This is a genomic window from Haliea sp. (assembly GCF_040221975.1).
Lineage (GTDB): Bacteria > Pseudomonadota > Gammaproteobacteria > Pseudomonadales > Halieaceae > Haliea.
Genome location: NZ_JAVJWR010000034.1, coordinates 1 through 19832 on the forward strand (window position 1 = coordinate 1; position 19832 = coordinate 19832).

Sequence of the window (19832 nt, forward strand, 5' to 3'; positions counted from 1 at the left end):
GCCGGAACGTATCCGCCGTGCCCTGCGCGAGCGGGACGGGGTCTGCCAGTATCCCGGCTGCCAGGAATCCGAGTACGTGGACGCCCATCATATCCGGCACTGGGCCGAGGGCGGGGAAACACGGCTGGACAACCTGGTGACCCTGTGTCGATTCCATCACCGTCAGTTGCATCGTGGCTGCTTTGACATTCGTCTCAATGGCAACTCCGCGGAGATTCTGGCGCCAGCGGATCATTAGGGGCAGCAGGCTCCAAGGGGTAGTAGTCGCTTGTTGCCAATAACCCTATACTCAATTGCTCGATTCCGGCAGCCAGGAGTTGCACCATGACACTGCAAGGCAAACACGTTCTGATCACCGGCCCCACCGCCGGGATTGGTCGCACGACGGCCCTGGCTCTGGCCGCCCAGGGCGCCGCCCTGACCCTGCTGTGTCGGAGTCCTGAAAAAGGCGCGACGCTGGCAGCAGAGATCACCGCCGCAGGCGGAACGGCGCCGACAGTTGTGGCGATGGACATGGCCAGCCTCGCCAGTGTGCGCCAGGCGGCGGAGCAGTGCCTGGAACTGGGGCGGCCGATTGATGTGCTGCTCAATAATGCCGGGGTAGTGAACACCAGCCGCCGGACCACAGTGGACGGGTTCGAGGAGACCCTGGCGGTCAATCACTTCGCGCCCTTCCTGCTCACCGGGCTGCTGCTGCCCGCAATTCGGGATGTCCCCGGCGCGCGCATCGTCAATGTCGCCTCCGCAGCCCACGCCTTCACCCGTGACATGGGCTTTGATGACCTGCACGCGGAGCGGGGCTACAAGACTTTCCGCGAGTACGGCCGCTCGAAGCTGGCGAACATCCTCTTCACCCGCAGTTTGGCGCAGCGGCTGGCGGATTACCCGGTGACGGCGAACAGCCTGCACCCTGGCGCCGTATCCACCTCGCTGGGAACCCAGAATGGCGGCGTAATGAGCAAGATCCTGCCGCTTGTTCTCAAGCCCTTTTTCCGTTCCCCGGAGAAGGGTGCGGAGACCTCGATCTACCTGTGTACCAGTGAAAAAGTAGCCGGGATCAGCGGCGAATACTTTGCCGACTGCAAGGTGGTGCGGCCCAAGCCCTGGGCCCGGGATGACGAGGCGGCCGAGCGCTTGTGGCGGGTTAGCGAGGAGAGCGTTGGATTTCAGTATCCGGCATGAGCGGCAGGGTAGCCGCCGCCCGGCGCTCGCGGGTCTGGCTACTCTCCGCCTACCGCGCCGACAGCCACGCCGCCTGGGCGGACTGGCTGCTGGCGTCCCAGACCCAGGTGGACTGGCAGCGGCTGGAGTTGCCCGGCCGCCACTTCGCCTGGCGTATTCGCGGCAATCCCCTGTCCTGGCTGGATACGCTGCCAGCTGAGCCGCCGGACCTGCTCCTCGCGACTTCCATGGTGGATCTGGCTACCCTGAAGGGCCTGCATCCGCGCCTTGCCGGGGTGCCAGCGCTGTACTACTTCCACGAGAACCAGTTTGCCTACCCCCTCAGCGACCGTCAGAGTCACTGGCTGGAGCCGTGCATGGTACAGCTCTACGGCGGGCTGGCGGCGGAACAGTTAGTGTTCAATTCCGCGTTCAATCGCGACAGCTACCTGCAGGGGGTGGCAGGGCTCCTGGGGCAGATGCCGGATGCGGTGCCGCCGGGTATCGTTGAGCGGCTGGCGCAGAAGAGCACCCTGTGCCCGGTACCGATTGCGCCGGTGCCCGCCGCGGCGGAGCGGGATCCGCAGCTGGTGCTGTGGAACCACCGCTGGGAGCACGACAAGGCGCCGGAGCTGTTCGCCGGGGCCATGATTGCACTGGCGGGGGAGGGAGTGCCGTTTCGGCTTGCCCTGCTGGGCAAACGGCCGCGGCGGGTGCCGCCGGCGCTGGCGCGGCTGCGGGAGGCGCTGCCGGAGCGGATTGTTGCCGACGGTCGTCTGCCACTGGACGACTATCGGGCCCTGTTGGGTAGAGCCGGTATTGTGGTCAGCACCGCGCGCCACGAATTTCAGGGGCTGGCGATGCTGGAAGCCGCCAGCGCGGGCGCCCGGCCGCTGGTGCCGGATGCCCTGTGTTACCCGGAACAATATGGTCCGGTCTACCGCTACCCGGCGGGTGACCACCCTGCGCTGGTGGCGCGGCTGCGGCAGTGGCTTACCGACGGCCTGCCGCCAGCCGTGGATGTCTCGCCCTGGTACAGCGAACAGCTGGCGCCACTGTGGGCGGAGGTGCTGGCGTCGCCGTCGAACTGATCACATCGGCTCCGCACAGCGGTAGCTCGCCGCACTGGTCGTTGGACCCCGGCCATCGTGCACTGCGCGCTGCGGGTAGGGGCAGAGCAGCGCGGTCGCGGTGGCGGCCTCCGGGTCGAGCTGGTCACGGGCGATGATCTGGCTGGGCGCAGTAGCGCTTTCCACCCAGGCTTCGAGGACCTGCACCGGGTCAAACAGGTCCGGCGCCAGCCCGGGCGCTTCCCAGCAGTGACCGTGGCCGGGCACCATGAACAGCCGCGCGTGCTTCCCCAGCGCCTCGGCGCCGCCATTTTCCCGAGCAGCGTCCTCGAAGTAGCTCACGGTACGTTGCGGCAGGATCAGCGGGTCCGCCCAGCCGTGCCAGAGCAGCAGTTTGCCGCCGGCGGCGCGCAGGCCGGACAGGTCCGGGTCGGTGGCGTTGGCGAGCACCGCCACCGGTGAGGTCGACATCGCCGCCGCTTCCGCAGCCACGTCAATTGCCGCCGGGTTGACATGCTCGCCCGCGGGCACCTGGCGGTAGATATCGAGGAAGCCCTGCGCGGCGAGCCCACCCCAGGCCGGCTGGCCTTCGCGGCCGGTAATCCAGAACGGCCACAGGTGTTCCGAGCCCGGTGGCAGGCCCGGGAACAGCTGATGCTCGCCATCCTGGGCGCCGCGGTAGAGCGCCGCCACACGCTGCAGCTGCTCGTCATCCAGGCAGCCCGGCTGTTGCCCGGCTGTGCAGCTCAGGACCGACAGGTCGGGCCGGCACAGTTCGGGGCTGGCAATGACGTTGTCCCGAACACCGTCCAGGGCGTCGCAGGCTGAGCGGACTTGCAGCGCCAGGCGCTCTGTCTGCTCCGGGGTGATCCGGGGTTCACCGGCGGCGGTCCAGGCCTGCTGGATCATCCATGCGCCCTGCACACCGGCATTGCCGGAGAGATCGAGGATAGGGCCGCCGGCGGCGATGCCGTCGAACAGGTCCGGGTAGCGTTGCGCGGCTACCAGGCCCAGGCGGCCGCCGTTGGAGCAGCCGGAGAAATAGCGCCGTGCGGGCGGACGCTGGTAGTAGGCCGCCGTGAGGATGTCGCCCAGGGCCACGAGTTCCGGCAGTACCTGGTGCGCCCACAGGTCGACAGCCTGCTGGTCACCGCGACGGGCCCAGTCGGTGTTGGCGGTGGAATCCGCCTGGTGGCCGCTGTCGTGGGCCATGGCGGCATAGCCGCGCCGTAGCGACGCGTTGATGCTGTTGGAGTAGCCCGGCTTGTCCGGCAGCAGCTGGCCGCAGAAGCCGCCGCAGCCGGCGAGCAGGAACCTGCCGTTCCAGTCTGTCTGCAGGGGCAGGCGCATCTCGAAGCCCACCCTGCCGGCAGCCGTGCCGCGTACCTTGCAGAAGGCCGGCAGACCCTCGATCCGGGTGAGCGCCGGGGCTGCTTCCAGGGAAAATTCCTGTCTGTCAGCCAGCGTCTGCCCCAGCGCGGCGCAAGCGGCTGCATCGCCGCCCGTACCCGGAGCTGCATCTGCCGTGCCCAGTAGCAGCAGGGTGCCGGCAAAGGAAATCAACAGACTGCGCATGAGCTATCTCCCCGGTGATGTATGGTCTTGTCCACTGTCCTGATATTGCTCCAGCAAGCTTTTCAGCGCCACCAGCTCGAAGTGGCGCTTGGCGGTGATGGCGTAGAACCGTTCCACTACCTTTTTCAGTACGCAGTAGCGCTGCAGTTTGCCACTGCGCAGCTCATCCTGCACCACCACCTCCGGCACTACCGCCAGCCCGCCGGAGTCGCGGGCCAGCAGGCGCAGCATGGCCATGTCCTCGACCTCGGCATAGGGGTCGGCCTCCACGCCGTGCTCTTCACACAGCAGGTCGAACTGGTTGCGGATTTCGCTGTTCGGTCCGGGCAGCAGCAGCGGTAGCCGGCCCAGGTCCTGTGGGAAGCGGAACCGCTGCGCCAGCTTGCCGGGCGGGCCAACGATACACACGCTCTGTTCGGCAATTTGCTGGCAGCGCCAGGGCGTGGAGGTGTCCGCGGCCACCGCACGGTTGGAGAGAATCAGGTCCAGCCTGTGCACGCGCAGCTGTTCCAGCAGCTCTTCCAGACTGGCGGACCGTATTACCAGCTTCACTTTCGCCTCTCCGATTACCGGCCGCAGGAAGTTTTCCTGGAAGTTGCGCGACAGGGTGGCCACCGAGCCGATGCGCAGGCGCTGCAGGCGCTGCAGCTCCCCGCTTTCGGTGAGGGCCAGCAGCTCGCTGCCGAGGCTGAAAATGCTCTCGGCATATTCCAGTACCAGGTGCCCCACTTCGGTCAGGCGCAGGGAGCGGCCATCGCGACTGAACAGTTCATGGCCCAGCTGTTCCTGCAGCTGGCGAATCTGCGAGGACAGTGCCGATTGCGACACATGCAACTGTTTTGCAGCGCGCGTCAGGTGGCCTTCCTTGGCCACAACCCAGAAATAATAGAGGTGGTGGAAGTTCAGGTGGCGCATGCAAATGTTCTCTTAAAAAGAACAATCATATCGAAACTAACTATTTTACAAAAGTGTTGCCGGGCCCCAGCATGCTCGTGTCTGGACATTGGACGACGCGACAGTGACAGGGGTGCATACATGACAGAATTCATCGGCGGCTGGTTGCTGCCACTCATCTACGCCACAGGCTGTGTGTTGGCCTGCCGCCGAGTGCAGCGGCACTGGGCGGTGGCGCGCCTGACCGCCGCCGCGGCACTGGCCGCAACCACCGCTGCCGCCGCCGCGGCGCTGCTCTGGTCCCGGTGGGGGGAGATCGCGGTGGATGCCCTGGGTTTGACCGCCGCGATGCTGGTGGCGGTGCTGGGGTGGGTCATCATCAACTACTCCGCACGTTACCTGAGCGGTGAACCCGGCCAGGCCCGCTTTGTCCGCGCCCTGCTGTTTACGCTGGGTGCCGTCGGTCTGCTGGTGGTCAGCCGGCACCTGGCGGTCATGGTGCTGGCCTGGACCGCCACCAGCCTCGGCCTGCATCACCTGCTCACCTTCTATCGCGAGCGCAAGGCTGCACAGGTGGTCGCGCACAAGAAGTTTCTGGTCAGCCGCTGTGCGGAGGCCTGTCTGCTGGTGGCGCTGCTGCTGGTGTACCAGACAGTGGGCACCTTGTCCCTGGAAGGTCTGGGTACTTTTCTGACCACTGTCGACAGCCTGCCGCTGTCACTGCATGTCGCGGCCCTGCTGTTTGCGCTGGCCGCCATTCTCAAGACCGCACAGCTGCCGCTGCATGGCTGGCTGATCCAGGTGATGGAGGCGCCGACGCCGGTATCTGCCCTGTTGCATGCCGGGGTGGTCAACATCGGCGGCTTCGTGCTCATTCGCCTCGCCGGTTTATTGTCACTGGCGCCGGCGGCACAAACCCTGCTGGTGGTGGTCGGCAGTCTGACAGCGGTGCTGGCGGGGCTGGTCATGCTCACGCGCATCAGCATCAAGGTACGCCTCGCCTGGTCGACCTGTGCGCAGATGGGATTCATGCTGATGGAAATCGGCCTCGGCCTCTACGAACTGGCGCTGCTGCACCTGGTGGCACATTCCCTGTACAAGGCCCATGCGTTCCTCGCCGCCGGGGATACCGTGCAGGCGGCACGAGAGGGCGATTTGCTAGCCGCGGGCAGGGCTTCGCGCTCGCCGCTGTGGTATCTGGCTGCGCTGGCCCTGAGCGGCGGCGTGGTCGCGGGCTCCGCCGCGCTGTGGCAACTTGTGCTGCCGGCGCTGGCAGTGCCGCTGGTCGCCCTGTTCATCGTCGCGCTGGGCCTCGCCTCACTGCTGTGGTTTGAATACACCGCGCCCCCCGCACTGTTGCGGGGCATGTTGCAGCTCGCGGCGCTGACCCAGCTCTACCTGCTGTGGCACCTGCTGTTCGCGGGGCTCGCTCCGGCGCCGGCTGCTGTCGCCTGGCCGCTGGTGCTTTGGGTCGCACTCAGCTTCACGCTGTTCTATGTGGCTCAGGTCTGGTTGCGCTGCTACCCACAGGGTCGCTTTGCGCGCACCGTCTACCCTTGGGCCTACTGCGGCTTTTATCTCGATGAAACCTTTACCCGGCTGACCTTCAGGATCTGGCCGCTGCAGCTCAGCCCCATCCAGGCGCAAACACTCACGAACCGGATCCCCCTGATGCAAGGAAACAGACTGTGAATGCACCCGTTAAATCCCTGCTGGTAGAAAATGAAGCACTGCACGAGGCCATTGCCGCGACAGTCGAGAGTATCGCCCCCAACTGGCCCCTGGACCGGATGATCGCGGTGAACCCCTACTGGGGGCGTATCCAACAGCCTTTCAGTGAGGTGGCCGCGACTCTGGCCCGGGTGGCAGGGTCGCCCATGACACTGCCTCTTGAGACCTACCGCAAAGCCTGGGAACGGGCAGAAATTGGCGTCGATGACCTGCAGCAGGCGCTGCGGGAAAACCGGGCGGGACAAACGCTGGAGCAGATGGTCTCCGCGCTGGATCGGCCGCAGCCCGCGCTGGTGCCGCTGCCCCTGCTCAGTGACCAACTGGACCGCCGCCGCGACCTGCGGCAGCAGCCCGCCTGGTGTGACACCATCACTCACCAGGTATCGCAGTTCTGCGCCGCCTGGTTCGACCGCGAGCAGGCCGACTGGCACCCGGAGCAGTCGGGACGGCTGTATGCCAGTTGGCGCAAGGCGTTGCGCCGGGATCACAGTGTCGCCCTGCTGATGCGGGCGCCCGCCATCCCCGCGTTGGCCGATACGCTCGCCGAGGACCCGGAGCAGCAGATCAGCAATGGCCTGGAGCAACTGGGCGTCGCACCAGCCGACTGGGCGCTGTATCTGCAGGCGGTGCTGCTGCGGGTGAGTGGCTGGGCCGCCTGGTGCGCCTATTTGCGTTGGCAGGCGCGGCTGGAGGAAGGCGATAATCATACCCTGGTCGACCTGCTGGCCATGCGTCTGAGCTGGGAGACCCTGCTTGATGATGGTGCCCGCGACAGCGGCTCTGTGTGGTCGGCCTGGCGAGCGGATTGGCGGGGCAAGGTCCATCAGCCGGTTGATGAATCATTGGCCGTCCGGCAGATCTGGCAACGGGCGCAGGAGATCAGCTATCAGCGCAGCCTGCGGAACCGCCTGTTGTCGGCGCCCCGGGTGGAGGTGGCAGAGATGCCGGCGGTGCAGGCTGCCTTCTGCATCGATGTGCGCTCGGAGGTGTTTCGGCGCCATCTGGAGGCCCAGTCCGGCGCTATCCAGACTTTGGGATTCGCCGGTTTCTTCGGTCTGCCGATCAGCTATGCCCCGCTGGGTACCGGGGCCCGGCGGCCGCAGTTGCCAGGGCTGTTGGCGCCAGCGCTGCACATCAGCGACAGCGCCGGTTCCGCGGCGGAGGACGCGGCCATTGCCCGACAGCGCAGCGAGAAGCTGCGCGGCATACTCGGCTGGCGAACCTTTCAATCGACACCGCTGTCCTCCTTTACCCTGGTCGAGGCACTGGGCCTGGGCTACCTGGGAAAGCTGGTGCAGCGCAGCCTGCCGGGTGCAGCGGCATTCACCTCCGCGGATTCCCTGGGCCTCGGGAACCATGCCTGCCGGGTGCGGCCCACCCTGGGTGCCGCGATCGCGGGTGGAGTGGCCGGACAGGCGGATATTGCCGCCCGGGTGCTGGGCGCAATGGGGTTCGGGCAACGGTTCGCGCGCCTGGTGCTGCTGTTGGGCCACGGCAGCCAGAATCGCAACAACCCGCAGCGCGCCGGGCTCGACTGCGGCGCCTGTTGTGGCCAGACCGGGGAAGTGAATGCCCGGGCCCTGGCGGGGTTGCTGAATGACCGGGCAGTGCGCGAACAGCTGCTGGCGAAGGGGGTGCGGGTGCCCGAGAACACCCACTTCCTTGCGGGCCTGCACAATACAACGACTGATGAAGTGTCGTTGTATGATCTGGATGCGCTGCCCCCCAGTCATGTGCCGGATCTGGAATGGATCCGCGAGCGGCTTGCCGCCGCGGGTGCCCGGGCGCGTCGTGAGCGGGCGCCTGCACTCGGTCTTGCGGCACTGCTGGACAGGCCCGATGCCCTGTTGCGCGCCGTCCGCGAGCGGGCCGATGACTGGGCGCAAACGCGGCCGGAGTGGGGCCTGGCCAACAACGCCGCGTTTGTGGTCGCGCCGCGGGCCAGAACCCGCGGGGTGGATTTGCAGGGCCGCAGCTTTTTGCACGACTATGACCACCGCGAGGATGCTGACGGCAGCCTGCTGGAATTGATCATGACCGCACCGATGGTGGTGACACACTGGATCAACATGCAGTACTACGCTTCCACTGTGGACAACAGACGCTACGGCAGCGGCAACAAGACACTGCACAATGTCGCCGGCGGCCGTATCGGTGTATTCGAGGGCAACGGCGGGGATCTGCGCATTGGTTTACCCTGGCAGTCGCTGCACGACGGCGAGCGCTGGCTGCATACGCCCCTGCGTCTGACCGTGGTCATCGAGGCGCCCAGGGAGGCCATTGATACGGTGATTGCAAAGCATGCCACGGTGCGGCAATTGTTGGACAATAACTGGCTCTATCTTGCCCGGCTGGAAGGGGAGCGCATGGAACGGTACTGGAACGGGAGCTGGCAGGTCTGGCTGGAACAACAGTGAAGAGTTCGCTGCAGGGGCGCAGTGTTGCGCTGTTGACCCGCCACGGCAAAGGCCCGCTGGTGGCGCCGGCGCTTGCGGCGCTGGGCCTGTCCCTGCGGGTCACGGACGCGTTTGATACCGATACGCTGGGGACCTTCTCCGGCGAGGTGGAGCGCACGCTCTCGCCGCTGGCGTGTGCGCGGCGCAAGGCGCGGCTCGCCTGTGAGCTGACCGGGCTCGACCTGGGTCTCGGCAGTGAGGGCAGTTTCGGTGGCGGTCCCGTACCCGGGGCGGTGAACTGGGACGAGGAGTTGCTGCTGCTCTGGGACCGCAGCTCCGGGCAGGAGATTGTGGCGCGGGCAGCGGGTCCGGTGCAGGTGGCGGCGGTTGCCTGGCAATCCGCTGCCCGGCTGGAATCGGAGCTGGCGGGCCTGGACACCTCACAGGCCTGGATAATCAGGCGTCCCGGTGGCGTCAGCAAGGGGCTTGCCGGAGTGTCCGGAGTCTTGCAGGCGCTCGCTGAAAGTCCGCCATGGGCGAGCAGCGGGCCCGACGTGGCAGGGGTGGTGATAGAGCCGGATCTCAGGGCCATGCATTGCCCCGAGCGGCGGGCTTACATTCGCCAGGCGGCAGAGCAGCTCGCGCAGCGCCTGCAGGCACTGTGCCCTCGCTGTGCTGCGGTCGATTTCTGGCCGGATGCGCAGGAGCCGGGCCTGCCCTGTGGGGCCTGCGAGGCACCGACCCCATTGCCGCGGGCGGCCGTTCGTCGCTGTCGTCCATGTGGCCATGAGCACCGCGAGCCCGATCCGCGAACCGCGGCCGATCCCCAGTACTGCCAGTGGTGCAATCCTTGAAGCCACTGCAGCAACAACGTCGTTTCGTACAACAGACTCCGAGGACCACACAACAGTGAAAAACACGCGCAAACACTCATCCCGGGTTGTGGATGGCATCGAGAAAGCACCCGCACGGGCCATGCTGCGCGCGGTCGGTTTTGACGACGAGGACTTCCGCAAGCCGCAGATCGGTATCGCCTCCACCTGGAGCATGGTCACGCCCTGCAACATGCACATCAACGCACTCGCCGACGAGGCCTGCGCCGGTGCCGATGCCGCCGGCGGCAAGGGGGTGATATTCAACACCATCACCATTTCCGACGGTATCGCCAATGGCACCGAGGGCATGAAGTACTCGCTGGTGTCCCGCGAGATCATCGCCGACTCGATAGAGGCGGTGGCCGGCTGCCAGGGCTTCGATGGCCTGGTGGCAATTGGCGGCTGTGACAAGAACATGCCCGGCTGCCTGATCGGCATCGCCCGGCTCAACCGGCCGGCGGTGTTTGTCTACGGCGGCACGATCCAGCCCGGGGCCAACCATACGGATATCATCTCGGTGTTCGAGGCGGTGGGGCAGCACGCCCGCGGTGACCTGGACCTGCTGCAGGTAAAGCAGATCGAGGAAACCGCGATCCCCGGTCCCGGCTCCTGCGGCGGCATGTATACTGCCAATACCATGGCGTCGGCCATTGAAGCGCTGGGCATGAGCCTGCCCAACAGTTCCGCCCAGGAGGCGGTGTCGCGCTCCAAGGCGGAGGACTGCCGGCAGGCGGGCGCCGCGGTGCTGGCCCTGCTGGAACGCGACATCAGGCCCGCGGACATCATGACCCGGGAGGCTTTCGAGAATGCCATCACTGTCGTCATCGCGCTCGGTGGCTCGACCAATGCGGTGCTGCACCTGCTGGCCATGGCTCATGCGATCGAGGTAGAGCTGACCCTCGACGACTTTGTGCGGGTGGGAGAGAGAGTGCCCGTGCTTGCGGACCTGCGGCCCAGCGGCAAGTACATGATGTCGGAATTGATCGCTATTGGCGGTATCCAGCCGCTGCTGAAAATGCTGCTGGACCGGGGGCTGTTACATGGCAATTGCCTTACCGTGACCGGCAGTACACTGGCGGAAAACCTGGCCAATGTGGCACCGTACCCCGAGTCGCAGGACATCATTCGCGCCTTCGACAACCCGATCAAGCGCAACAGCCACCTGATGATCCTGCGCGGCAACCTGGCACCCGAGGGTGCGGTGGCGAAGATCACCGGCAAGGAGGGCCTGCGTTTCGCGGGTACGGCACGCGTGTTCCACTCCGAGGAAGAGGCGCTGCAGGCGATTCTGGACGGTAGCGTGGTCAAGGGTGACGTGCTGGTGATTCGCTACGAGGGTCCCCGCGGCGGGCCCGGCATGCGCGAGATGTTGAGCCCCACATCGGCGCTGATGGGCAAGGGCCTGGGCGCCGAGGTTGCGCTGATTACCGATGGTCGCTTCTCCGGCGGCAGCCACGGTTTCGTGGTGGGGCATATCACGCCGGAAGCGAGTGAGGGTGGCCCGCTCGCCATTGTCGAGGACGGCGACGCGATTGTGATTGATGCGGCAACGTCGCGGATTGATGTGCAGCTGAGCGCTGCGGAAATCGCGGCGCGTCTCGCCCGCTGGCAGCCGCCGGCTCCCCGCTACACACGCGGCCTGCTGGCCAAATTCGCCAAGACCGTGGCCTCGGCGTCAGAAGGCGCAGTTACCGACAAGTACCTGTAGGGAATACGACATGACAAAAGAAGCAGACACGCGCAGCTATCGCCTGATCAATGGGGTGTTCTATCCTGAAGAGGCGAGCCAGCTGCTGCTGACGCTGATAGAGGACAAGATCAGCTTTCACAAGCGCAACGACTGGAGCCGGCGGGAGCGGTTCGGCGAAGTCGACCGGACCTCGGTGCAGCGCGTGAAGGAACTGCGGCAAACCAAGACAGACCTGGCCGCGCTGATTGCAGAGGCTGCCGCCGCCGGCATGAAACTCACCATCAGCGGCAATATCGAAATTACCCTGACCCCGGAGTAGGGCGCAGGTGCCGGGCGAAGCTGCTAGCCCTTGGGACCCAGCAGCGCCCAGATAATCAACCCGATTACCGGTGCCAGCAGCAGGAGCAAAATCCACAGCACCTTGGCGAAATCGCTCGCAGAGCTCTTCACCACCTTGATGATGGCCCAGATAACCAAAGCCAGCCAGATCAGGCCCAGCAGGCCACCTACTTCTACATTCATGGATAGCTCCTTGATCAATATGTCGTACCGGCGCCCCGGTCCAGCAGTCCCTGCGGCGTGCAGCTTACTCTACGCAATTCCGGCACGCGTATCCATGTAATTCAAGCCGGCCAATCTGCCTGCCCGCAGCAGTGACCGGTATCTGCATGCTATACTGCCGTCTTGCATGTCCCGCCACCGCAGGCGGAGAGCACCACTGAACACCATCCGGAACCCGCATGACCCAGTCCCAGCATACGCCGCTGGCGATCGTGTTTGCCCTTGGCTTCACCATGATGCTCGGGCCCTTCGCCATCGACACCTATTTGCCCGCGTTTCCCGACATCGCGGCTGCCATGGGCGTAGAGATCAACGTCGTTTCCCTGTCCATTTCGGTCTACATGGTCGCCATTGCCCTGGGGCAACTGGTGGGCGGCGCATTGTCGGACCGCTTCGGGCGCCGCCGGGTGCTGGTCACCGGCTTGCTGCTGTTCGCGGGCGCCAGTTTTTTCCTGTCCCGGGCGCAGTCCATTGAATCGCTGCTGCTGGGACGGGCGGTACAGGCGCTCGGTGGCGGCTTTACCGCGGTCTCCATACCGGCTCTGGTCCGGGACCGGGTAAAGGGACTGCAGGCCGCCAAGCTGTTTTCGATGATCGGCCTGGTGGCCATCGTGGCACCGGCGATCGCCCCGTCCATCGGCACGCTGCTGCTGCGCCTCGGCGACTGGGGCGTCATCTTTGTCTTTCTCGGTGTCTACGCCTTGTTGTTGCTGCCGCTGTTGACGGTGACCGTATTCAAGGGGCCGCGCCGCCCGCCTGCCGGTCCCGGGGGCATCAGCATGGTGGCACGCTATGTCGGGGTGCTGCGCGAACGCCGGGCGCTGCCACATATCGGCTGGCAAGCCGCGGGCTTCGGCGGCCTGATCATCTTCGTGACCTGGTCCGCCTTCATCTATCAGGTCCACTACGAACAATCGCGGGACGCCTTCGCCCTGTTGTTCGCCTGCAACATCGTCGCCATGTTCTGTTGCAACCTGCTGAACCGCGTGCTGCTCAACCGCCTGCCGTCACTGCAGATCCTGCGCGGGGCCACCGTGGCGCAGGCCGCGGCCGCGGTCTGGTTGCTGGGTGTCGCCCTGCTGGATGGGCCGGTGTTCGCATTCCTGCCGGGCATGATGCTCTACGCCGGTGCCCTGGGCGCCATCAGCCCCAACAACCAGGCCGGCTTCCTGGAATACTTTCCCGGCAGCAGCGGTTCGGCGGCGGCCCTGATGGGCACCGCTACCTTCAGCCTGGGCGGCATCGCCAGCGGGCTCAGCACACTGCTGCCGCAGACTCTGACGGCGGTAACTCTGTGCATGTTTGCCTGCTCTATGGTGAGCCTGGGCTTCATGGCACTGCGCGGCACCCGCAGCCACGCCATGGCCTGAACGTACTTCCCCTGACGCACCGTCACAGGTATTGTGCTTGACGCGACTATCGCAACTCCACCAGCACATAACCCATAACACTGCAGGGAGAAACCGTCTTGACAGACATCCGCCCGGGTGCGGCTGCACCGTCGGAAGCCTTTGGCGCGGGTACGCGCCGCTACGTACTGACCATCCTGGTTATCGCCTACACCTTCAATTTCATTGACCGCCAGATCCTCGGCATTCTGGTGGAACCGATCCGGCTGGAACTGGGCGTGGGAGATACCGCCATGGGCCTGCTGACCGGGCTGGCTTTCGCCCTGTTCTACACACTGATGGGTATTCCCATTGCCCGCTACGCGGACCGCGCCAACCGCCGCAACCTGATTGCCGTCGCGGTTGGCATCTGGAGCCTGTTTACCGCGGCCCAGGGCCTGGCCCAGAACTACTGGCAGTTGCTGGCCTACCGTGTCGGCGTGGGCGTGGGCGAGGCCGGCTGCTCGCCGCCGGCGCACTCCATGCTCTCGGACTATTATCCCGCCAACCAGCGCGCTACCGCGCTGGGGATCTACTCCCTGGGCATTCCCATCGGCATCCTGTTCGGCTTTTTTGTCGGCGGCTGGATGAACGAGTGGTTTGGCTGGCGGGTGGCGTTCTTCGTGGTCGGCATTCCCGGCATCGTGCTCGCCCTGCTGATCCGCTTTACTGTACGCGAACCGGACCGGGGCATGTCCGAGCTGCGAGCCACGGCGGACCCGGGTGCACAGCAGCCTGCCATAGGCGCCGTGTTCCGCTATCTGCTGGGTCGGAAGTCTTTCATTCACATGGCGCTGGGCGGGGGGATTTCCGCGTTCGTCGGTTACGGGATGATTTCCTGGGCGGCGGCGTTCCTGGCGCGCAGCCACGGCATGTCCTCGGGCGAGATCGGCACCTGGCTGGGGCTGATTTTCGGCATTCCCGGCGGCATTGGCATTGTCCTCGGGGGGCGTCTGGCGGACCATTTCGGCGAGCGTGACCAGCGCTGGTATCTGTGGGTGGTGGCGGTGGCACTGTTGATCGCGGTGCCCGCGGGTGTGGGCGTGTTCCTCTCCGATTCCGTCAGCTACGCGCTGCTGTTTCTGGTCATTCCGGTGCTGCTGGGCAACTTCTACCAGGCCACCACCTTTGCCCAGACCCAGACCCTGGTGGGCCTGCGCATGCGCAGCGTCGCCGCGGCCATTCTGTTGTTCGTGATCAATATCGTCGGTCTCGCCTTCGGGCCCTCGGTGGTGGGCATGGTCAGCGACCTGCTGGCGCCGCACTACGGCGTGGACTCCCTGCGCTGGGCGTTGTTGCTCTGCTCCATGGCCAATCTGTGGGCGGCGTTCCACTACTGGCGCGCGGGTGTGCACTTCCCGGGGGATCTGCAACGGGTGGAGGACTGAGCGCCGCCATGTTCAGTTTTATGGAACACAAACTTCTATTTAAATGTATTCTGCGAAACCTGGGGGCTGAGGTAGTCTCAGGATCGACCGAAATACACCTTTCGGATTTTTCTGCTACATTAGTAATGTTGAATATAACTCGCATCAGTGTTCGGTAATCAGAGAGGCTCGTGATGATCAAGAAGACAATACCCCTGGTAGCGGCGGTGGCATTTGCTACCGCTTCAATGTTGCCCAACGCCCATGCCACCACCCAGGCCGAGAACATGTCCAATCAGTTCTGGTGGCCGGAGCAGCTGAACCTGGCGCCGTTGCGTCAGCACAGCCCCCAGTCCAATCCGCTGGGTGAAGACTTCGACTACGCCGAGGCCTTCGCCAGGCTTGATCTGGCGGAAGTAAAAAAGGACATCGAAGCGGTGATGACCAACTCCCAGGACTGGTGGCCCGCTGATTACGGCCACTACGGCCCCTTCTTCATTCGCATGGCCTGGCACAGTGCCGGTACCTATCGCGTGGCGGATGGCCGCGGCGGCGCCGGTGGCGGCCAGCAGCGTTTCGAACCATTGAACAGCTGGCCGGACAACGTCAGTCTGGACAAGGCCCGGCGCCTGTTGTGGCCGGTCAAGCAAAAGTACGGCAGCAGCCTGTCCTGGGCAGACCTGATGGTCCTGACCGGCAACGTGGCCCTGGAGTCCATGGGCTTTAATACCTATGGCTTTGCCGGTGGCCGTGAGGATGACTGGGAGCCCGATCTCATTTACTGGGGTCCCGAGGACGAGTGGCTCGGCGATGAACGCTACAGCGGCGAACGCGAGCTGGACAACCCCCTGGCCGCGGTGCAGATGGGCCTGATCTACGTCAATCCGGAAGGCCCGAATGGCAACCCCGATCCGCTGCTGGCGGCGAAGGATATTCGCGAAACCTTCGGTCGCATGGCCATGAATGACGAGGAGACGGTCGCCCTGATCGCCGGTGGACACACTTTCGGCAAGGCCCACGGGGCGCACAAGCCCGGTGATTGCCTGGGGCCGGAACCCGGGGCGGCCGGTCTTGAGGAACAGGGCCTGGGCTGGAGCAACAAGTGCGGGAAGGGCAATGCGGAAGACACCATTACCAGCGGCCTGGAAGGTTCCTGGACCGCCGCGCCGACGCGCTGGACGATGATGTATCTGCAAAACCTGTTCAACTTCGAATGGGAACAGACACGCAGTCCGGCCGGCGCAATCCAGTGGGTACCCAAGGGTAATCCGGCCGCAGCCCAGGCGCCCGATGCCCATGTTTCCGGCGGCACCCAGTCGGTGATCATGTTCACCACCGACCTGTCCCTGAAGGAAGATCCGGCCTACCGCAAAATCTCCAGGCGCTTCCTGGAAAACCCGGCGGAGTTCGAACTGGCCTTCGCCAAGGCCTGGTACAAGCTGACCCACCGCGACATGGGTCCGCTGGCACGCTATGTCGGCGCCGAAGTGCCCGAAGAAGTGCTGATCTGGCAGGACCCGGTGCCCCCGGTTGAGCACGACCTGATCGACAAGCGCGACATCGCCAAGCTGAAAGCGGAGATCCTCGAGTCCGGCCTCAGCACCGGTGAGCTGGTGCGCACCGCCTGGGCGGCGGCATCCACCTATCGCGACACGGACAAGCGCGGTGGCGCCAATGGTGCGCGCATTCGCCTGGAGCCACAGAAGAGCTGGGCGGTGAACAACCCGGAGGAGCTGGCGAAGGTACTGGAACGTCTGCAGGGCCTCCAGGAGGACTTCAACGACTCCCAGCGTCGCGGCAAGAAGCGAGTGTCACTGGCTGACCTGACCGTGCTGGGGGGTGCCGCGGCCATCGAGCAGGCGGCAAAAGACGCCGGACTCAAGGTCGAGGTGCCTTTCGCGCCGGGTCGTACCGATGCCACTCAGGAAATGACCGACGTCGAGGCCTTTGCGGTGCTGGAACCGAAAGCGGATGGCTTCCGCAATTACTTCGACGAGGCCAACCGTCGTTCCCCGGTGGACATGCTGGTGGATCGGGCCAGCCTGCATGACCTGACCGTGCCGGAAATGACGGTGCTGGTGGGTGGCATGCGCTCCCTGGGAGCGAACAGCGGGCAAGTGCAACACGGTGTGTTCACCGAGCGTCCGGGAACCCTGAGCAACGACTTCTTCGTCAACTTGCTGGACATGTCCACGCAGTGGAAGAAGTCAGAGTCGGCTGATGGCATTTACGAAGGCCACGATCGCCAGTCCGGCGAACTCAAGTGGACGGCCACTCCCGTTGACCTGGTGTTCGGCTCCAACACCGAGTTGCGTGCGGTTGCTGAAGCCTACGCCGCCAGCGATGCACAGGAGAAGTTCGTCAATGACTTCGTCGCGGCCTGGACCAAGGTGATGCAGGCGGATCGTTTCGACCTGCGCTGATCACTGGCGGTATCCACCGGAAACGGCGGCGCGTAATGCCTCGCCGTTTTTTTGTGGCTGGGAACAATTACTGCCGCTTCAGCAACAACCACGCCTCCGCGTAGTCGCTGATATGCCGGTTGGCCGCGTGGTAGTCGTCCCAGCCACGGTAATAGCCGCTGAGCCAGTCCAGCTGGTAGAGGTTGTCGTGGAAGGCCCCGCCAGTGTCGGCGAGCACGGTCAGGCGAAAGGTCGGCTGGCCGGCTTCCTCCGCCCGCAGCAGCACCAGGCGACCGAGGCCAAGCTGGAAGATGTCCCCGGCGACAGTGACCAGCGGTTTTACCGGGATCTTGTAGTCCGCATCCTTGCCGTAGCCCAGCACTCCGGGCACTTCCTTGAAGTACCAGTAGCGGTCCTGCGCCTCGGGCTTGCGGCTGCGGTCATAGGCGACGCCATTGTTGCGGTGCACATTGAAGTAGCGGCGCTGCCCGCGCTCGTCCTCGACCACGGCGGTACCCTGCAGCAGTGCGCCTTCCAGGTCGGCGCGGCTGAGCCAGATCAGGGGCGGCGCCAGGGCGGCCATCCTGTTCGCGGTTTCCGGGTTGGTCTCCAGCGCGACCACGCGCTGCTTGCCGTAGCGGTAGCGCGTGATGCTGTCCGCATGCGCGTCCGCTGCCGCCAGCGCCAGGTCGGCCTCGTCGAAGGGCAGGCCGTAGAGGGCGTGGGGCGTGGCGGCGCTCTGCCGGGCACTGCCAGCCGCCACCCGCACATAGTATTTGGTCAGCAGCAGCTGATCGGCCGGCAGCCGTTGCAGCAGCGGCTTGCCAGCGGCCAGGGTGGCGGCTTTCGCCTGGTCCGGGTGCCAGCGCAGCAGCTCGAAATGCTGCTGGATGAAAGCCGGGTCGGTGAGGCGGGAGCGCTGGCCGCGCGCCTGATCCTGCCGCTGTACCTCGCAGACAAAGTCCAGGGTAGCCCGGATGCGCTGTGGCGAGGTCTGCAGCAGTGGCGTGGTGCCGCCGTGAATGGCGGCCGGGTCGTAGGCATGGCCCCGTTCGAGGTAGTCCGCGGTTGCCGCGGCAACCTCACACAGTTCGGCGCCGTGGTCCGCCCAGTCCCCCGCCGGCAGCGTGGCGGCGGGGCTGAACGCCGGGCTGGCGCAGGCATGGCCGCCCGCCAGCAGCAGGACGGCAACTGCGGCGAGACGGGGCAGGGGAGTGAGGCGGGCACTCACCCTACAGTGTTGCCGTGACCGCAAACCAGGCCATGCCAGCCAGCGCCAGCGAGGACACCAGGAACAGTAAAAAACGCACGGGCACGTAGTTGGTGGTGACCTGTACCAGGCTGTGGGCGACCCGCAGGCCGAGGTAGGCCCAGGCCAGCTGCAGCGCCAGCCCGGTGCCCGCGCCGCTGATGGCGAGGATGCAGCACAGGGCGTAGAACACGGTCGGCTGTTCGTGCAGATGGGTGTAGTTGTGCGCCTTCCAGTTGACGCTGTCCGGCAGTACGCCCTCAAGATCCGCCCCGCGGCGGCCGCCCGGTGTGGGCTTGGAAAGATCGAGGCCCGCCTTGTTCAATGCGGGCAGGCGAGTGGCCGCCATCCAGATGAGGATGACCAGGGTCCAGGCGGCGAGCAGGGCGGCGGGAGCGAGGATTGCTGTTGTCATTGTTGTGTCCTGTGCTGGAGTGGGTTCAGGGGTTCAGGGGTTCAGGGGTTCAAGGGTTCGAGGTGTCGGGTGCTGGCGTGGCGGGCTTGTGCCAGCTCGCGGCCTTGTCCTTGAGTTCGCGGAACTTGCCGGAGGCGCTGTCGAGCCTGGCTTCCCACTCGGGATTGGCCTGCTGGCCCTGGGTGACCTTGAAGAACACCTGCATCAGCGCGGTCATGGCAAACGGTTCAATCACCGCCTGCTTGATGCCCCAGGCGAAGACCAGCGCGATCACCAGGCTCAGCGGGCCGGCGCTGCCCGGGAACAGGGCAACCAGACCGGCCACCGGCGCCAGGATCAGCAGGAAGATCAGCAAGGTCAGGCCCCAGATCAGGAACGCCAGCCAGAAGGCGTTCTTCAGGAAGGCCTTGTAGTTCTGCGCATACAGCACCAGCGCGGTCTTGCTGGCGTCCCAGGGGTTTTCCGCGCGGGTGTGGATGTTGTAGGCGAGGATGACTTCGTCGAGATAGGTCAGCGACAGGTTGATCACGGTGTTCAGGAACTTGACCAGGCCCCCGCTGCCGGGAATTGGCAGGAAGCTGGCGACGGTGAAGAAGATCCGGTTAAAGGATTTCAGGATACCCTTGATCAGCTGGTCGAGGCCGAACAGCACCGAGGATTCCACGAAGCGTTCGCGCACCACTTGCTGGGCGTGGTCGATCTGCGAACGTCCTCCCGGCAGTTCCTTGCCCTCCAGCAACTCCACCAGCACCGCGATGTGTCCCGCCTTGACCATGTAGAGCAGGTATTCGCGCAGGAAATACATGATGGCGCCGGCGATGGCGAAGCCGGCAATACCGCCGTACATGCCGCCGACGGCACTGTCACCGGCGATGGCGCCGATGCCGTAACCCGTGCCCGCGCCCAGGCCGGTAATCAGCATATAGCCCAGGGTGATGCCGAAGTAGATCAGGAAGCGGAAAATGAGGAAGGGCGTGGTCCGCAGCAGCAGGCCGATGATTTCCCCGATATTGAAGTCTTTCATGTCGGTAAACTCCCCAACCGGTTCTGGTGATTAT

Annotated in this window: 17 protein-coding genes; 11 read left to right on the forward strand and 6 right to left on the reverse strand. The window is 65.2% G+C overall.

Going from position 1 to position 19832, the window contains the following annotated elements:
• The 3 genes from RLO07_RS17905 to RLO07_RS17915 form a co-directional block, all read left to right on the forward strand.
• A partial coding sequence (locus tag RLO07_RS17905; protein ID WP_462293510.1) for an HNH endonuclease signature motif containing protein occupies positions 1 to 238 on the forward strand: 238 nt, incomplete at its 5' end.
• 86 nt (positions 239 to 324) lie between these two features.
• Positions 325 to 1182, forward strand: coding sequence for an SDR family oxidoreductase (locus RLO07_RS17910; protein WP_462293511.1), 858 nt, complete (start codon positions 325 to 327; stop codon positions 1180 to 1182).
• On the forward strand, positions 1179 to 2252 hold the full coding sequence (locus RLO07_RS17915) for a tRNA-queuosine alpha-mannosyltransferase domain-containing protein (RefSeq protein WP_462293512.1): 1074 nt from the start codon (positions 1179 to 1181) through the stop codon (positions 2250 to 2252). The genes RLO07_RS17910 and RLO07_RS17915 overlap by 4 nt, the downstream gene beginning before the upstream one ends.
• Here RLO07_RS17915 and RLO07_RS17920 read toward each other — a convergent pair whose 3' ends face one another.
• Positions 2253 to 3806: a tannase/feruloyl esterase family alpha/beta hydrolase gene (locus RLO07_RS17920; protein ID WP_462293513.1), complete on the reverse strand. Its 1554-nt coding sequence runs from the start codon at positions 3804 to 3806 to the stop codon at positions 2253 to 2255. It lies immediately after the preceding gene.
• Between the two features lie 3 nt (positions 3807 to 3809).
• Positions 3810 to 4721: a LysR family transcriptional regulator gene (locus RLO07_RS17925; protein ID WP_462293514.1), complete on the reverse strand. Its 912-nt coding sequence runs from the start codon at positions 4719 to 4721 to the stop codon at positions 3810 to 3812.
• A 120-nt stretch (positions 4722 to 4841) separates the two neighbouring features.
• Here RLO07_RS17925 and RLO07_RS17930 point away from each other — a divergent pair, with 120 nt between their 5' ends.
• Genes RLO07_RS17930 through RLO07_RS17950 form a run of 5 tightly spaced genes read left to right on the forward strand, consistent with a single transcriptional unit; the run spans position 4842 to position 11711 of the window.
• Complete coding sequence (locus tag RLO07_RS17930) at positions 4842 to 6392, forward strand: NADH-quinone oxidoreductase subunit L (protein WP_462293515.1); 1551 nt, start codon at positions 4842 to 4844, stop codon at positions 6390 to 6392.
• Positions 6389 to 8848, forward strand: a complete 2460-nt coding sequence (locus tag RLO07_RS17935) for a YbcC family protein (protein WP_462293516.1) — start codon at positions 6389 to 6391, stop codon at positions 8846 to 8848. The genes RLO07_RS17930 and RLO07_RS17935 overlap by 4 nt, the downstream gene beginning before the upstream one ends.
• The gene (locus RLO07_RS17940) at positions 8845 to 9681 is read left to right on the forward strand and encodes a DUF6671 family protein (RefSeq protein WP_462293517.1); all 837 of its coding nucleotides are present in this window, start codon (positions 8845 to 8847) and stop codon (positions 9679 to 9681) included. Before RLO07_RS17935 ends, RLO07_RS17940 begins: the two co-directional genes overlap by 4 nt.
• A 55-nt stretch (positions 9682 to 9736) precedes the next feature.
• Positions 9737 to 11410 carry a dihydroxy-acid dehydratase gene (gene ilvD / locus RLO07_RS17945; RefSeq protein WP_462293518.1) on the forward strand — a complete coding sequence of 558 codons (1674 nt, stop codon included), beginning with the start codon at positions 9737 to 9739 and terminating at the stop codon, positions 11408 to 11410.
• Between the two features lie 10 nt (positions 11411 to 11420).
• Positions 11421 to 11711 (forward strand): hypothetical protein, encoded by a 291-nt coding sequence (locus RLO07_RS17950; RefSeq protein WP_462293519.1) that lies wholly within the window; start codon positions 11421 to 11423, stop codon positions 11709 to 11711.
• A gap of 23 nt (positions 11712 to 11734) precedes the next feature.
• Here RLO07_RS17950 and RLO07_RS17955 read toward each other — a convergent pair whose 3' ends face one another.
• Positions 11735 to 11914, reverse strand: coding sequence for a PLDc N-terminal domain-containing protein (locus RLO07_RS17955; RefSeq protein ID WP_462293520.1), 180 nt, complete (start codon positions 11912 to 11914; stop codon positions 11735 to 11737).
• Between the two features lie 218 nt (positions 11915 to 12132).
• Here RLO07_RS17955 and RLO07_RS17960 point away from each other — a divergent pair, with 218 nt between their 5' ends.
• From RLO07_RS17960 to katG, 3 genes are all read left to right on the forward strand, one after another.
• Complete coding sequence (locus RLO07_RS17960) at positions 12133 to 13323, forward strand: multidrug effflux MFS transporter (protein WP_462293521.1); 1191 nt, start codon at positions 12133 to 12135, stop codon at positions 13321 to 13323.
• A 98-nt stretch (positions 13324 to 13421) separates the two neighbouring features.
• Positions 13422 to 14729, forward strand: coding sequence for a spinster family MFS transporter (locus RLO07_RS17965; RefSeq protein ID WP_462293522.1), 1308 nt, complete (start codon positions 13422 to 13424; stop codon positions 14727 to 14729).
• A gap of 173 nt (positions 14730 to 14902) precedes the next feature.
• Positions 14903 to 17131: a catalase/peroxidase HPI gene (katG, locus tag RLO07_RS17970; RefSeq protein ID WP_462293523.1), complete on the forward strand. Its 2229-nt coding sequence runs from the start codon at positions 14903 to 14905 to the stop codon at positions 17129 to 17131.
• Between the two features lie 67 nt (positions 17132 to 17198).
• On the opposite strand, the gene RLO07_RS17975 is transcribed toward katG, so the two are convergent.
• The 3 genes from RLO07_RS17975 to RLO07_RS17985 are packed head-to-tail and all read right to left on the reverse strand — an operon-like array spanning position 17199 to position 19798.
• The gene (locus RLO07_RS17975) at positions 17199 to 18341 is read right to left on the reverse strand and encodes a hypothetical protein (protein ID WP_462293524.1); all 1143 of its coding nucleotides are present in this window, start codon (positions 18339 to 18341) and stop codon (positions 17199 to 17201) included.
• 1 nt (position 18342) lies between these two features.
• On the reverse strand, positions 18343 to 18774 hold the full coding sequence (locus RLO07_RS17980) for an MAPEG family protein (protein WP_462293525.1): 432 nt from the start codon (positions 18772 to 18774) through the stop codon (positions 18343 to 18345).
• A 49-nt stretch (positions 18775 to 18823) separates the two neighbouring features.
• Positions 18824 to 19798, reverse strand: coding sequence for a hypothetical protein (locus RLO07_RS17985; RefSeq protein ID WP_462293526.1), 975 nt, complete (start codon positions 19796 to 19798; stop codon positions 18824 to 18826).
• Positions 19799 to 19832 lie beyond the last annotated feature (34 nt).